Genomic DNA, 13,320 nt, shown 5'->3' with positions numbered 1-13,320 from the left:
CTCGGGATCAACAGGAATCCTGTCAATCCTGCGCGGCCCGGAACTGTCGCGCCGCGCGCCGGTGCTGTGAGAGGTTGAGAAGCATGGATCTGTCCGGCAGGGTCGCCCTCGTCACGGGCAGTGGCCGGGGCCTCGGGCTCGCCTATGCCCGGGCGCTCGCCGCGGCCGGCGCGTCCGTCGTGGTCAACGACGTCGACCGGGCGGCGGTCGACGCCGCGGTCGCGGCGGTCCCGGGATCGATCGGCGTCGTGGCGGCCGTGGGCGAGACCGAGAGCGCGCAGAGGCTGGTCGCGGCCGCCGTGACGGCGTTCGGCCGGCTGGACGTGCTGATCACCAACGCCGGCATCCTGCGCGACCGGGTGCTCTGGAAGATGACCGACGACGACTTCGACGCGGTGGTCCGGGTGCACCTGCGCGGCACGTTCACCTGTGCCCGGGCGGCCGCGATCCGGATGCGCGAACAGGGCACCGGCGGCCGGATCATCCTGATCGCGTCCCCGGCCGGGCAGCGCGGCAACTTCGGGCAGACCAACTACGCGGCGGCCAAGGCCGGGATCGCCGCCATGGCCCGCACCTGGGCGCTCGAACTGGCTCGCAGCGAGATCACGGTCAACGCCGTGGTGCCGATCGCGGCGACCGAGATGACCAGGTCGATCCCGGCGTTCGCCCCGGTCATCGAGGAGGCCGAGCGCACCGGTGAGCCCTTCCCGGCCTGGCTGCGCCGCGACGAGGGCCTCGGGACCGTCGAGGACGTGACCGGGCTGATCACGTTCCTGGCGTCGGACGCCGCGAAGGGGATCACCGGCCAGGCGATCGGGATCGGCGGGGACCGGCTGGCGCTCTGGTCGCATCCGGCGGAGAAGGTCGTCGCCTTCCGCGACGGCGGCTGGCCGGCCGAGGCGATCGCGTCCTCCTGGGACTTCCCGCCGGAGACCTACGGCATCCCGGTGCCCCGCGGATGAACCTCGATGAACTCGTCGCCATCGACGTGCACACCCACGCCGAGGTCGGCAGGGACGGCCACAGCTCGCTGAGCCCGGAGCTGCTGGACGCGTCCGCGGACTATTTCCACGCGCACGGCAACCGCCGGCCGACCGTCGGCGAACTGGCCGACCACTACCGCGCCCGGCGGATGGCGGCGGTGGTCTTCACCGTGGACGCCGAGCACGCCACCGGCCACCCGCGCATCCCGAACGAGGAGATCGCCGCGAGCTGCGCGGAGCATCCGGACGTGTTGATCCCGTTCGCCAGCATCGACCCGCACAGGGGCGCGGCCGGCGTCCGCGAGGCCCGCCGCCTCGTCGCCGACCACGGGGTACGCGGATTCAAGTTCCACCCCAGCCTGCAGGGTTTCGCCCCGGACGACCGGCTGGCCTACCCGCTCTACGAGGCGATCGAGGAGCTCGGCGCGATCGCGCTGTTCCACACCGGCCAGACCGGGATCGGCGCGGGCGTGCGCGGTGGCGGCGGAATCCGGCTCAAGTACTCGAACCCGATGCTGGTCGACGACGTCGCGGTGGACTTCCCGGACCTGCGGATCATCCTGGCCCACCCGTCCTTTCCCTGGCAGGACGAGGCGCTGGCGGTCGCCACGCACAAGGAGCATGTCCACATCGATCTGTCGGGCTGGTCGCCGAAGTACTTCCCGCCGCAACTCGTGCGGTACGCCAACAGCCTGCTCCAGGACAAGGTGCTGTTCGGCTCCGACTACCCGGTGATCACCCCGGACCGCTGGCTCGCCGACTTCGCCGCTCTTGACATCAAGCCACCGGTGCGGCTCAAGATCCTTAAGCAGAACGCCGCTCGTCTGCTTTTCAGAGAGGAATCAAAATGACCACCACCGTGCACGGGCTCGACGAACTCAAGGCCCTCGTCGGCCGCGACCTCGGCGTCAGTGAATGGCTGGAGATCACCCAGGAGCGGGTGAACACGTTCGCCGACGCCACCGGCGACCACCAGTGGATCCACGTGGACGTCGAGCGCGCCGCGAAGGGTCCCTTCGGCGCCCCGATCGCGCACGGCTACCTGACGTTGTCGCTGGTCATCCCGCTCTTCGGCGACCTGCTCAAGGTGGAGGGGATCAGGATGGGCGTGAACTACGGGCTGGAGAAGGTGCGCTTCCCCAGCCCGGTCAAGGTCGGTTCGAAGATCCGGCTGGCGGCCACCGTGGTCAGCGTCGAGGACGTGCCCGGCGGCACGCAGAGCACCTTCGACTTCACCGTGCAGATCGACGGCTCGGAGAAGCCGGCCTGCGTCGCGCGTACCGTCTACCGGCAGTACACCTGAGCCTGTCATGAACAACGCGGGGCTGGGCTCCTGGCCGGCGCGCCGGGCGGCGATGTCGCCCGGGCGCACCGCGCTGATCTTCGGGAAGCGGCGGGTGACCTACGCCGAGCTGCACCAGCGGATCGCCCGGCTGGCCGCCGCCCTCCACTCCACCGGGGTGCGGCGGGGCGACCGGGTCGCCTATCTCGGCCCGAACCATCCGGCGCTCGTCGAGACGATGTTCGCGTCGTGGCAGCTGGGCGCGGTCTTCGTCCCGCTGAACTTCCGGCTCACCGCCGGCGAGCTGTCCTACCAGCTCCGGCACAGCGGGGCCCGGGTGCTGATCCACGATCCCGCGATGCCGCCGGTGGACGCGGCCGTGACGGTGCCGCTCGACGCGTACGAGGAATTCCTCGAAGATCCGATCCACCCGGACGAACCGGTCGGCCCGGCCGACGCGGCCTGCATCCTCTACACCTCGGGCACCACCGGCCATCCCAAGGGCGCCGTGCTCACCCACGGCAACCTCGTCTGGAACTGCGTCAACCTGCTCGTCTGCGTCGACGTGGCCAGTGACGAGATGACGCTGCTCAGCGCCCCGCTCTTCCACGTCGCGGCGCTCGATCAGTGCCTACTGCCGACGTTCCTCAAGGGCGGTACGTCGGTGATCATGCCGAGCTGGGACGTGGACGGCTGCTTCGACCTGATCGAGGAACACCGGGTGACCTGGATGTTCGGCGTCTCCACGATGTACGCCGGGCTCAGCCGGTCGCCGCGCTGGGCGAGCGCCGACCTCAGCTCGGTGCGCAGCCTGATGACCGGGGGAGCGCCCGTGCCGGCGGCGCTGATCCGGCGTTACCAGGAGCGCGGCCTGCTGTTCTGCCAGGGCTACGGGATGACCGAGACGGCTCCGGGGGCGACGTTCCTGGAGGCCCGGGAGAGCCGGGAGCACGCCGGCTCGGCCGGGCTGCCGGTCTTCTTCGCGCAAGTGCGGTGTGTCCGGCCGGACCTGACCGACACGGACCCGGGCGAGCCGGGCGAGGTGCTGGTGCGCGGGCCGAACGTGACCCCCGGGTACTGGGACGATCCGGAGGCCACGGCCGCGGCGTTCGTGGACGGAGGCTGGTTCCGGTCCGGGGACGTGGCGATCGTCGACGAGGCGGGCCACTTCCACATCGTCGACCGGACCAAGGACATGTACATCTCCGGTGGGGAGAACGTGTACCCGGCCGAGGTGGAGGCGGCGATCTTCGAACATCCCGGGGTGGCCGAGGTCGCCGTCGTCGGGGTGCCGGATCAGGAGTGGGGAGAGGTCGGGCAGGCCTTCGTCGTACCCCGGCAGGGGTCCGCGCTGCGGCCCGACGACGTGCCGGCGTTCCTGCGCGACCGCCTCGCGAGATACAAGATTCCGAGGTACGTCGACGTGGTCGCCGACCTGCCGAAGACCGGCTCCAACAAGATCCGCAAAGCGCCGCTCCGCGCCCTGCCCCTCCCCGAGCGCTCCTGACACCGGATCCTCGCGTCAGGAAGCGTCCGATCGGTACAGATCGGCCGGCCCGGCCAGCACGATCGCCGGATCCTCGGCGGCCGCGTCCCACGGGTCGGGGGTGAAGCCCGCGCCGCTGTGACACGCCAGCCGGGCGGCCGGCGCGCCGTGCCGGCCCTGGGCCGGCAGCAGGGCGCAGCCGGTCGACGTGGCCGAGGCTCATCGTCTCCCCCACTTGACCTCGCCGATCGCCAGCAATGGCCGCCGATTTCGCATCACCGTTTCGCCAGGTGGGTCGTTTGAGGATCAGACGGGTGTCGTGGAGGTTCGGTGATTCAAGGGCGAAGCCTGTTGGCGGCGGGGATCGTGGCCGTGGTGACAGTGGCCGGCTGCGGCGGGTCCATGGAGGACCGGCCCGGGGCGGGACGGCTGCTCACGCCTGTCTCGAAGAGCCTGCCACCGGGGGCCGGAGTGCCGGGGATGCCGAGCCGGGACGTGCTCGCGCCCGAGGAGCCGATCGGTGACGAGCTGTCCGGCGACGGGTTGCCTCGTGCGGTGCTGCCGGGCGATGAGTCGCCTCGTGAGGTGTTGCCGGGCGATGAGCTGCCGGGCGACGAGTCGCCTCGTACGGTGTTGCCGGGCGATGAGCCGCCCGGTGACGAACTGCCCCGTGAAGAGTTGCCGGGTGGCGAGTCGCCGGTCGACGGGTGGTCCGCCGGCGACGGCTTCCCGGCGCCGGCCGGCCGGTCCGGCACGGGGAGCCGGGAAGACGCCGGACAGGGTGGCGGGCCGCGGCGGGACCCGGCGAGGGTGTGGTCGTCACGGGACGGCCAGCCGCGTACCGGAAAGCGGTCGGACCTCCCGGACCGGCGGCCCCCTGGCGCCTCCGCGCGGACCGCCGCCCCCGATGCCCGCCCGGAGCCCTCGACCAGGGCGCGCAAGCGGGTGCGGAAGCCGCAGCGGACCCCGGCGCCGGCCTCGGCCGTCGACCCGGCCTTGCCGCCGAACCCGCAGCCGATGTCGCCACCCACCGAGGCGGTAGCGGGACGCGGGCTCGGTCTCCTGGAGTCGAGATCGGTCACGGAGCGCCGTTGACGCGCGCCCGGACCGCCGCGGACTGGCGTCGTCGCGCCGACCGTCTGGGATCCCGCGCGATGACCCTGGTCGGCGACTGGCTCGCGCCCGGTCCCCGGCCCGGGTCCTCCGAACCCCGGATCAGCGCGCTGGTCGCTCTGGTGGCCCTGGCCGGCGGGGTCCTGCCCATCGTGATCATGGTAGTGACCTGGGCGGTTCGGCCGAAGCCGGTGCAGCGGGAGCGATCCTGCCCGGTCTCCACCGCGGAGCGGGAGCGAGCCGGATTCGTCTTCGCCGATCGCCCCCACGACGCCCGGTACAAGCCGGCCGCCCAGTGCAGTTCGGTCGGCGCCGAGAACACCCTCGAACGCTTGGGCACCGGTCGCTACCGGGTCACCTTCCACGGGCTGGGCCGCGACGGTGGTGTCGCCGAGGTGACCCCGGTGACCCCCGAGGACCGGATCTGCACACTGGTCGACTGGCGTCCGGACGGCGATGACGAGCGGGTGGAGGTGGACTGCTTCGACCGTTCCGGCGTGCCCGCCGACAGCGGGTTCTCGGCACGCTACTGGCATCTGCGCGACGCCGAGGGCACCGCCGCCTACCTGCGGATCGGTGATCCGGGCCGGACCGGTCAGACGCTCGAGGACGCGTACAGCTACAACTCGCTGCACGGCACGAACTCGGCCGACCGTGAGGACGTCGGGTCGTACGTGGTCCGTTTCGGTCTTCAGGATCGTGTCTCCGGCGGGGCGGTGAAGGTCACGGCGATCGGTGACACGGCGACGGTGTGCGGGGTGCAGCGGTGGTCCGGGGAGACCGGGGAGTCTCGGCTGGCCGTCCCGGTGCGCTGCCGGGACGGGGCGGGCCAGCCGGTGGACTCGCGGTTCGCGGTCACCTTCTCGGTCGCCCTGGGCGCCGGCCCGTCCCCGCTCCCGGGTGCTCACCTGCTCGCTGACCGGCCCGCCGAGCCGGAGTACACGGCGGCGGGTGTCTTCCAGTTCAACAGCACCGGCAACGCGGACACGGTGACCCGGTCCGCCGCCGGCGAGTACCGCGTCGCGCTGCCCGGCGTCGCCGGACCGGTCGGCGACCTCCAGATCACCGGGTACGACACCGCGGCCACCTGCGTGGCCGACCCCGAACATCAGGCTTTCGAGGTACGGATAACGTGCCGCGCGCCGTCAGGCGAACCCGCCGACGCCCAGTTCGTGCTGATCCTCCGGCAGTGATCGGTGGCCCGGGCGGCCGGCCGTGGGGCGTCCGGGAACGGCGGGCGGCCGCGGCCGGTCAGCCGCCCGTGGGGTGCAGCAGCAGCTCGGCGCAGTGCCGTGGGGCGTCCGGGAACGGCAGGTGGCCGCAGCCGGGCAGCCGGACATGGCGGGCGGTGGGCAGGGCCGCGCGGGCGCGGAGGGCCTGATTCCGGTACGGCAGAACCGCGTCCCGGGTGCCCCACGCGATCGTCACCGGAATCCGCGGCAGCGCACCGGGATCCGTCGAGGCCCAGGGCGTGAGGCGGCGGAAGGCGGTCCGGGACGCCTGGAAGCCGGGGGCGCCGGCCAGGGCCCGGGCGGCGCCGACGCACTCGTCCGGATCGAGCCGGCTCGGGTGGGCGTAGACGAGCGAGCACAGCGCCGCCCGCCCGGCCGGCGAGCCCATCAGCCGCGGCAGCAGCGGATCGAGGGCGCGGCCCGCGACGTGGCCGACGGTGACGGCGAGGCGTACCCAGCGGCCACCGCCCGGGGGCCAGAAGCCGACCGGGGAGAACGCGGTGACCGCCCGGGCCCGGCCGCGGCGGCCCAGTTCCAGGGCGATCCCACCGCCCATCGAGCTGCCGCCGATCTCCACCTCGCCCAGGCCGAGTGAGTCCAGGAACGACTCCACCAGGTCGGCGAGGTGCGGCACCGAGCCCGGGATCGTGGCGCCGGCGGGGGGCGGCCAGATCGGGGAGGTGCCGAAGCCCGGCAGGTCGATCGCGATCACGTCGCGTTCCGGGGCCAGCAGCGGGAGCAGGGGATTCCAGACCTGCCAGTGGCTGCCGATGCCGTGGATCAGCAGCAGCGGCGGGCCGGAGCCGCGGCGGTCGTGGGTCAGCGACGTCATGTGGGCACCCTGCCGGGCGGAGCCGGGGAAGGCACCCGCCGAGCGGGTGGATTCGCGCTGCGAGCAAGACTGGAAACCCGTTGTTGACATGTTGCCAATAAGGGCGTGATGCTACGGCGATGTCGCATGACTACGACGTCCTCGTGATCGGGTCCGGGTTCGGCGGCAGCGTGACAGCGCTGCGCCTGACCGAGAAGGGCTATCGCGTCGGCGTCCTCGAGGCCGGTCGCCGTTTCACCGACGATCAGTTCGCCAAGACCTCCTGGCGGCTGCGGGACTACGTCTACGCGCCGGCCCTCGGCTGCTACGGCATCCTCCGGATGACCCTGCTCAAGAACGTGCTGATCATGTCGGGCGCCGGGGTCGGCGGCGGCTCGCTCGGCTACGCGAACACCCTCTACGAGCCGCCGGACGCGTTCTACACCGACCCGCAATGGGCCGGGATCACGGACTGGAAGGCCGAGCTAGCCCCCTACTACGACCAGGCCAGGCGCATGCTCGGGGTGACCACCAACCCGGTGGAGACGGAGTCCGACCGGGCCCTGAAGGCGGTCGCCGACGATCTCGGGGTGGGGCACACCTATCGGCGTACCCCCGTCGGGGTCTTCTTCGGAGACGAACCCGGCGCCGAGGCACCGGACCCGTTCTTCGGCGGGGCCGGCCCCGACCGGCGCGGCTGCACGCTGTGCGGCTCGTGCATGACAGGCTGCCGGAACAACGCCAAGAACACCCTGGTCAAGAACTATCTCTACCTCGCCGAACGGGCCGGTGCGCGGGTCCATCCACTCACCACGGTCCGGGACGTCCGGCCGCTGCCCGGGGGCGGTTACGCGGTCGACACCCGCCGGACCGGTGGGCTGCGCCGGCACACGTTCACGGCCGGGCAGGTGGTCTTCGCGGCCGGCGCGCTCGGCACCCAGCGGCTGCTGCACCGCCTGCGCGACCGGGGCCGCCTCCCGGAGATCTCCCCGCGACTGGGCGAGCTGAGCCGGACCAACTCCGAGTCGATTCTGGGCGCCCGCACCCGCCGGAAGGACCGCGACTACAGCCACGGCGTGGCGATCACCTCCTCGATCCACCCGGATCCGGTGACCCACGTCGAACCGGTGCGGTACGGGCCGGGCAGCAACCTGCTGGCCCTGCTCTCCACCGTCCTGGTCGACGACGCCGGCGGGCGGCCGCGCTGGTGGGCGGGGCTGAAACAGCTCGCCGCGGCGGGCCGGGACCTGCGGCTCTACCTGTCGCCACGGGACTGGTCACGGCAGACCGTGGTGCTGCTCGCGATGCAGCCGCTCGACAACTCGATCACGGTGTTCCGTAGGTGGGGGCGGCTGACCAGCCGGCCCGGGGTGGGCGAGCCGAACCCGGAGTGGGTGCCGTCCGCGCACGACGTGGCCCGGCGTACCGCGGAGAAGGTCGGCGGGGTGCCGCTCGGGTCGTACACCGAACTGGTCGGCAAGCCGGTGACCGGGCACTTCATCGGCGGCTGCGCGATCGGAGCGGATCCGGCGCGGGGCGTCGTCGACCCGTACCACCGGCTCTTCGGCCATCCCGGCCTGCACGTGATCGACGGGTCGGTGGTCGCCGCGAACCTCGGGGTCAACCCGTCACTGACGATCACCGCGCTCGCCGAGCGGGCGGTCGCGCTCTGGCCCAACGCGGGGGACCAGGACTCGCGGCCCGCCGGTGGCTACGTTCAGGTCGATCCGGTCCTGCCACGTCATCCGGCCGTGCCGGCGACCGCGCCGGCGGCCCTGCGGCTGATCCGGAGCGAGGAGCGATGAGCACCCGGATCCTGATCATCGGGGCCGGATTCGGCGGGCTTGCGGCCGCGAACGCCCTGCTCAAGGCCGGTTTTACCGACCTCGTGCTGGTGGACAGGGCGGACCGGGTCGGCGGGGTCTGGCGGGACAACCTTTACCCCGGGTGCGCGTGCGACATCCCCGCGCCGCTCTACTCGTACTCGTACGCTCAGAATCCCGCCTGGAGCCGCCGCTTCCCGCCGCAAGCGGAGATCCTCGCCTACCTGGAACGCTGCGTGTCCGAATTCGGTCTTGCCGGAAAGCTCCGCCTCGGCACCGAGGTGACCGCCGCGGAGTGGACCGGCACGGCCTGGCGGGTGACGACGGCGGACGGCGGGACCATCGAGGCCGACGTCCTCGTCCCGGCGGTCGGCCAGCTGTCCCGGCCCAGCATTCCGCAGCTGCCCGGGGTCTTCGGCGGCCCCGCCATGCACACCGCGCTCTGGGATCCGGCCGTCTCCGTCGAGGGCAGGCGGGTCGCCGTGATCGGCACCGGCGCCAGCGCGATCCAGCTAGTCCCGGCGATCGCCGGCACGGCCGCGCACATCACCGTCTTCCAGCGCACGCCACCGTGGACCCTGCCCAAACCGGACCGGCGCTACGGCCGCCTGCGCGGCGGTCTGTACCGGTCGATCCCGGGGCTGATGGGCCCGGCCCGCGCCGGGACCTGGCTGATGACCCTGGTCACCGGCCTCGCGGTGACCGGCAACCGGGCGGCCGGGGCGCTGATGCGCGGCATCTCGACGGCCCAGCGCCGCTGGCAGGTCCGCGACCCGGAACTGCGCCGCAAGGTCACCCCGGACGAGCCGATGGGCTGCAAGCGGGTGCTGTTCACCAACGCCTGGCTGCCCGCCCTGCAGCGCCCGGACGTCGACCTGGTCACCGAGAAGATCATCGCGGTCACCGCGGACGGGATCCGGACCGCCGACGGCGTCGAGCACCCGGCTGACGTGCTGGTCTACGGCACCGGCTTCGCCGCCACCGAGTTCCTGGTCCCGATCGAGGTCACCGGCCGGGACGGGACCCGCCTGAACGAGGTCTGGAAGGACGGCGCGCACGCCTACCTCGGCATGGCCGTGCCCGGCTTCCCGAACCTGTTCCTGGTCTACGGCCCGAACACGAACACCGGCAACACCTCGGTCGTCTACTTCCACGAGGCCCAGGCCCGCTGGATCGTCCAGGCTGTCCGCCGGTTCGCAGAAGATCGAATTCCGCTGGAGGTACGGCCGGAGGTCGCCGCCCGCTACGACGAGGAGCTTCAGTCCCGGCTGGCCGGCAGCGTGTGGGCGGCCTGCGAGAGCTGGTACCGCAACGCCGGCGGCCGGGTGGTCACCAACTGGCCGGGCATGGCCGCCGAGTACCGCCGCCGCACCGCCCGCCTGCGCCCGGCCGACTTCCTGGCCGGCCGGCCCGCACCCGACCGGCCCGGACCCGGCTGACCCGCCGTCAGACGACGGCGGTCAGCGGGCGGGCCGGCACCAGGGGCACCGCCTCGGGCGGGGTCGGCCGGTTGAGGTGGTAGCCCTGCAACAGGTCGACACCGGCGCGCGCGAGGTCGGCCGCGGTGGGCTCGTCCTCCACGCCCTCGGCGACGACCATCATGCCGAGCGCCCGCGCGATGGCGATCACCGAGTCGATGATCGTGGCGTGCGCCGGCGAGTCGTGCATCTGCACCACGAACGACCGGTCGATCTTCAGCTCGTCGACGGGCAGCCGGGGGAGCAGCCCCAGCGATGTGTACCCGGTGCCGAAGTCGTCGATCGCCACCCGGACGCCGCGCAACCGCAGCGCGGAGAGCTGGGCGGCGACCTCGTCCGGGTTGGTCAGAACCGCGGTCTCGGTGATCTCGACGGTGAGCAGGTCGGCCGGCACCTGTTCGAGCTGGAGCAGGGCGAGGATGGTCGGCACCGCGCGCTCCTGGGCCAGGTACGCGGGCGGCAGGTTCACCGACACCGGCACGTGGTGACCGGCCCGCTTCCAGAGCGCGGCCTGGTGCAGCGCCTCGGCGAGGACCCAGTCGGTCAGCTCCAGGATCACGTCGGAGCGCTCCGCGTCGGGCAGGAAGACACCGGGCGGCAACAGCCCACGCTGCGGATGCTGCCAGCGGACCAGCGCCTCCACCCCGCTCATCTTCCTGCTGGTCGCCTCGTGTAGCGGCTGGTAGAACAGCCGCAGGTGCCCGTTGCGCAGCCCGGAACGCAGCTCGGTGAGCTGGCGCAGGTCGACCCGCTGGGTGCTGTCGAGGCCGGGCGTCCACTCGACCACGCCGGTGCGCTCCCGCTTGGCGCGGCGCATCGCGGCGGCCGCGCGGCGCTGCAGCACCGCGATGTCGTGGTAGTCGGCCGGGCTGATCCCGATACTGACCTCGACGCCGATCGGCAGGCCGTCGATGGTGTGCGGACCGCGGATCCGGGACGCGATGTGCCGGCCCATGCTCTGCGGGGTGTGCCCGGGTGGCAGCTCCGAGAGCAGCACCAGGAACTGGTCGCCGTCGAGCCGGGCGACCAGATTGCCGGGACCGGGAGCGGCGTTCAGGGCGACCCCGACCCGGTGGAGCAACGCGTCCGCGCCGTGGTGGCCGAGCACGTCGTTGGCGTCCTGGAACCGGTCCAGGCCCAGGTGCAGCACGGCGAGCAGGTTTCCGGCGTCGAGGCGGCGCCGGCCCTCGGCCGTGATCATCGCCCGGTTGGGCAGGCCGGTGAGCTGGTCGGTGCGGGACAGCCGGGCGTACCGGCCGGCCATCGCGGCCAGCAGGTCCATCATCGGGGCGATCCCGTAGCGACCGTCCGGCCAGGTGACCAGCACCGGCTCCTCGCGTTCGTCGGCCGGGCGGCCCAGGGCGGCCTCGGCCGCCATGTCGATGTCGGTGTCGGCGGGCAATGCGAGCACGTCATGGCGGGGGAGGTCGGCCGCGGTCCGCGGGGCGTCCGGCGCCGGCCCGGCCGCGGTCCTCTCCACCAGCGCCCGGCTGACCAGCTGATGCCCGGTCGCCGTCTGGACGATGACGCCGGGGGCGTGCCGGTCAGCGTCCAGCATCGCCACCACTTCGCTGACCGGTGTGCTGGCCGCGAGCGGGTTCATCGGGATGCCGATCTCGCCCAGCTTGCGGGGCAGACGCGGCCCGGTCACGAGCGCCCGGCCAGCTGGAAGCAGGCACCGTCGACGAGCCCGTCGGTGCGCGGGCGCAGGCGGACCCAGAGCTGCCCGCAGCCGGGGCTGGTGACGGCGAATTCGGCGTCGGCCGGTTCGCCGGCGCGGGCGGTCGCCCAGAGCTCGGCGAGCCGCTCGTGGTGCGCCGGATCGATCAGGCCCACCAGTTCGGAAGTGGGTTCGTCGCTGTCGGCGGTGAACGAGAGGGCGGCCAGCCGGTGCGAGAGATCCTCGAGGTCACGACGGGCGAGGAGCTCGCGGGTGCGGTCCACCAGCATGCCGTCCCAGACGGTGGCGCCGCCGGGTTCGCGGTGCGGGCGGGAGACGCCGTAGATCTGGCGGCGCTGCCCGTCGCGGCGGACGATGGTGCCCCGCCACTCCCAGGGCTCCAGGGTCTGCGCGGACCGCTGGACTGAGGCGAGATAGGACGCCCGGTCCTCCTCGGCGATGAAGTTCACGATCACGGTCCCGGTCGCGGCCACCGTCTCCGGCCCGACGCCGTAGATGTCCCAGCAGCCCTCCGAGACGAAGCTGAAGCCGGAGGTGCCGTCCGGCTCGAGGCGGAACTGGTAGACCATTCCGGGCGCGTTGTTGACGGTGTTGCGGAAGCGCTCCTCGCCGGCGGCCAGGGCGGCCTCGGTGCGGCGGCGCTCGGTGTCGTCGATGGCGATCGTGCAGACGGCGTAGACCGAGCCGTCCGGGTCGGTCAGCGGGACCCGGGTGACCACGTACTCCCGGATGTCGTCGCCGAACGGGAGCCGCTCCAGGACGGTCCGGGCGGTGGCGGTGTCGGCGACCTCGACGTCGTGGGCGCGGCTGCCGGCAGCGATCGCGGCCGGCATCACGTCCTCCTCGCCCCGGCCGACCATGTCGGCGGCGCTGACCTGGAAGACCCGCTCGTACTCGCCGTTGACGAACAGGTAGCGGCCGTCGAGGTCCTTGGCCGAGATCACCGCGCTGGTGTGCTGCAGGATCGCGCTGATCAGCGTGTTGCTGCGCTGCAGTTCCTGGCGGGCCTGGTGCCATTCGGTCTGGTCGGAGATGAACGCGCAGAAACCCTCCGCGCCGATCGCGTCCAGGGTCATCGAGACGGTCAGCTCGGAGCCGTCGCGGTGTACGGACGGCAGTTCGAAGCGGCGGCTCATGTCCGGCCGGTCGCCGATCGCCAGCCGCCGGGCGAACCCGGCGTTGTGCGCGGAGCGCAGGGCCGCCGGGACGATGGTGTCCGCCAGCGGCCGGCCGAGCACCTCGGCGCGGCTCCAGCCGAACAGGCGCTCGGCGGCCGGGTTCCAGTCCTGGATCAGGCCGTCGCGGTCGACCTGGATGTACGCCAGGGTGGTCGCGTCGACGGCGCGGGAACGGCCGTCGGCCACCGGTTGCTCGGTGATCTGCGTGGCTGTCAACACCCTCGCATCATCGGGCCGCCGATGGCCGACCTGA

At 72.7% G+C, this 13,320-nt stretch carries 11 protein-coding genes; 8 read left to right on the top strand and 3 right to left on the bottom strand.

From position 1 onward, the window contains the following. Nucleotides 1–83 precede the first annotated feature (83 nt). The 6 genes from CHC09_RS18665 (at nt 84) to CHC09_RS18640 (ending at nt 6,057) form a co-directional block, all read left to right on the top strand. Nucleotides 84–962 carry an SDR family oxidoreductase gene (locus tag CHC09_RS18665; protein WP_089294408.1) on the top strand — a complete coding sequence of 293 codons (879 nt, stop codon included), beginning with the start codon at nt 84–86 and terminating at the stop codon, nt 960–962. After that, complete coding sequence (locus tag CHC09_RS18660) at nt 959–1,834, top strand: amidohydrolase family protein (protein WP_089294407.1); 876 nt, start codon at nt 959–961, stop codon at nt 1,832–1,834. Before CHC09_RS18665 ends, CHC09_RS18660 begins: the two co-directional genes overlap by 4 nt. Then, nucleotides 1,831–2,286, top strand: a complete 456-nt coding sequence (locus CHC09_RS18655; RefSeq protein WP_089294406.1) for a MaoC family dehydratase — start codon at nt 1,831–1,833, stop codon at nt 2,284–2,286. The genes CHC09_RS18660 and CHC09_RS18655 overlap by 4 nt, the downstream gene beginning before the upstream one ends. A gap of 7 nt (nt 2,287–2,293) precedes the next feature. Then, complete coding sequence (locus tag CHC09_RS18650) at nt 2,294–3,772, top strand: acyl-CoA synthetase (protein WP_089294405.1); 1,479 nt, start codon at nt 2,294–2,296, stop codon at nt 3,770–3,772. Nucleotides 3,773–4,081: 309 nt separating this feature from the next. Beyond that, the gene (locus CHC09_RS18645; RefSeq protein ID WP_143232413.1) at nt 4,082–4,846 is read left to right on the top strand and encodes a chromosomal replication initiator protein DnaA; all 765 of its coding nucleotides are present in this window, start codon (nt 4,082–4,084) and stop codon (nt 4,844–4,846) included. Then, nucleotides 4,843–6,057, top strand: coding sequence for a hypothetical protein (locus CHC09_RS18640; protein WP_143232412.1), 1,215 nt, complete (start codon nt 4,843–4,845; stop codon nt 6,055–6,057). Before CHC09_RS18645 ends, CHC09_RS18640 begins: the two co-directional genes overlap by 4 nt. A gap of 58 nt (nt 6,058–6,115) precedes the next feature. Here the strand turns inward: CHC09_RS18640 and CHC09_RS18635 are convergent, their stop codons facing one another. Further along, nucleotides 6,116–6,928, bottom strand: coding sequence for an alpha/beta fold hydrolase (locus CHC09_RS18635; protein WP_179277169.1), 813 nt, complete (start codon nt 6,926–6,928; stop codon nt 6,116–6,118). A gap of 119 nt (nt 6,929–7,047) precedes the next feature. Here CHC09_RS18635 and CHC09_RS18630 point away from each other — a divergent pair, with 119 nt between their 5' ends. After that, nucleotides 7,048–8,712, top strand: a complete 1,665-nt coding sequence (locus tag CHC09_RS18630; protein WP_089294402.1) for a GMC oxidoreductase — start codon at nt 7,048–7,050, stop codon at nt 8,710–8,712. After that, on the top strand, nt 8,709–10,169 hold the full coding sequence (locus CHC09_RS18625) for a flavin-containing monooxygenase (protein ID WP_089294401.1): 1,461 nt from the start codon (nt 8,709–8,711) through the stop codon (nt 10,167–10,169). Before CHC09_RS18630 ends, CHC09_RS18625 begins: the two co-directional genes overlap by 4 nt. A gap of 7 nt (nt 10,170–10,176) precedes the next feature. Here the strand turns inward: CHC09_RS18625 and CHC09_RS18620 are convergent, their stop codons facing one another. Next, nucleotides 10,177–11,859, bottom strand: coding sequence for a putative bifunctional diguanylate cyclase/phosphodiesterase (locus CHC09_RS18620; RefSeq protein ID WP_089294400.1), 1,683 nt, complete (start codon nt 11,857–11,859; stop codon nt 10,177–10,179). Further along, nucleotides 11,856–13,286, bottom strand: coding sequence for a PAS domain-containing protein (locus tag CHC09_RS18615; RefSeq protein WP_089294399.1), 1,431 nt, complete (start codon nt 13,284–13,286; stop codon nt 11,856–11,858). The genes CHC09_RS18620 and CHC09_RS18615 overlap by 4 nt, the downstream gene beginning before the upstream one ends. Nucleotides 13,287–13,320: the final 34 nt, after the last annotated feature.

This window comes from Actinoplanes regularis (assembly GCF_900188005.1).
Taxonomy (GTDB): Bacteria; Actinomycetota; Actinomycetes; order Mycobacteriales; family Micromonosporaceae; genus Actinoplanes; species Actinoplanes regularis.
The sequence above is the reverse complement of the archived record's forward strand: the minus strand, read 5'-3'. Positions and strand labels throughout refer to the sequence as shown.

Coding starts and splice junctions, on each gene's coding strand:
- CHC09_RS18635 (WP_179277169.1), bottom strand. CDS start 6,928: ATGACGTCGCTGACCCACGACCGCCGCGGCTCCGGCCCGCCGCTGCTG.
- CHC09_RS18655 (WP_089294406.1), top strand. CDS start 1,831: ATGACCACCACCGTGCACGGGCTCGACGAACTCAAGGCCCTCGTCGGC.
- CHC09_RS18630 (WP_089294402.1), top strand. CDS start 7,048: ATGTCGCATGACTACGACGTCCTCGTGATCGGGTCCGGGTTCGGCGGC.
- CHC09_RS18650 (WP_089294405.1), top strand. CDS start 2,294: ATGAACAACGCGGGGCTGGGCTCCTGGCCGGCGCGCCGGGCGGCGATG.
- CHC09_RS18660 (WP_089294407.1), top strand. CDS start 959: ATGAACCTCGATGAACTCGTCGCCATCGACGTGCACACCCACGCCGAG.
- CHC09_RS18665 (WP_089294408.1), top strand. CDS start 84: ATGGATCTGTCCGGCAGGGTCGCCCTCGTCACGGGCAGTGGCCGGGGC.
- CHC09_RS18625 (WP_089294401.1), top strand. CDS start 8,709: ATGAGCACCCGGATCCTGATCATCGGGGCCGGATTCGGCGGGCTTGCG.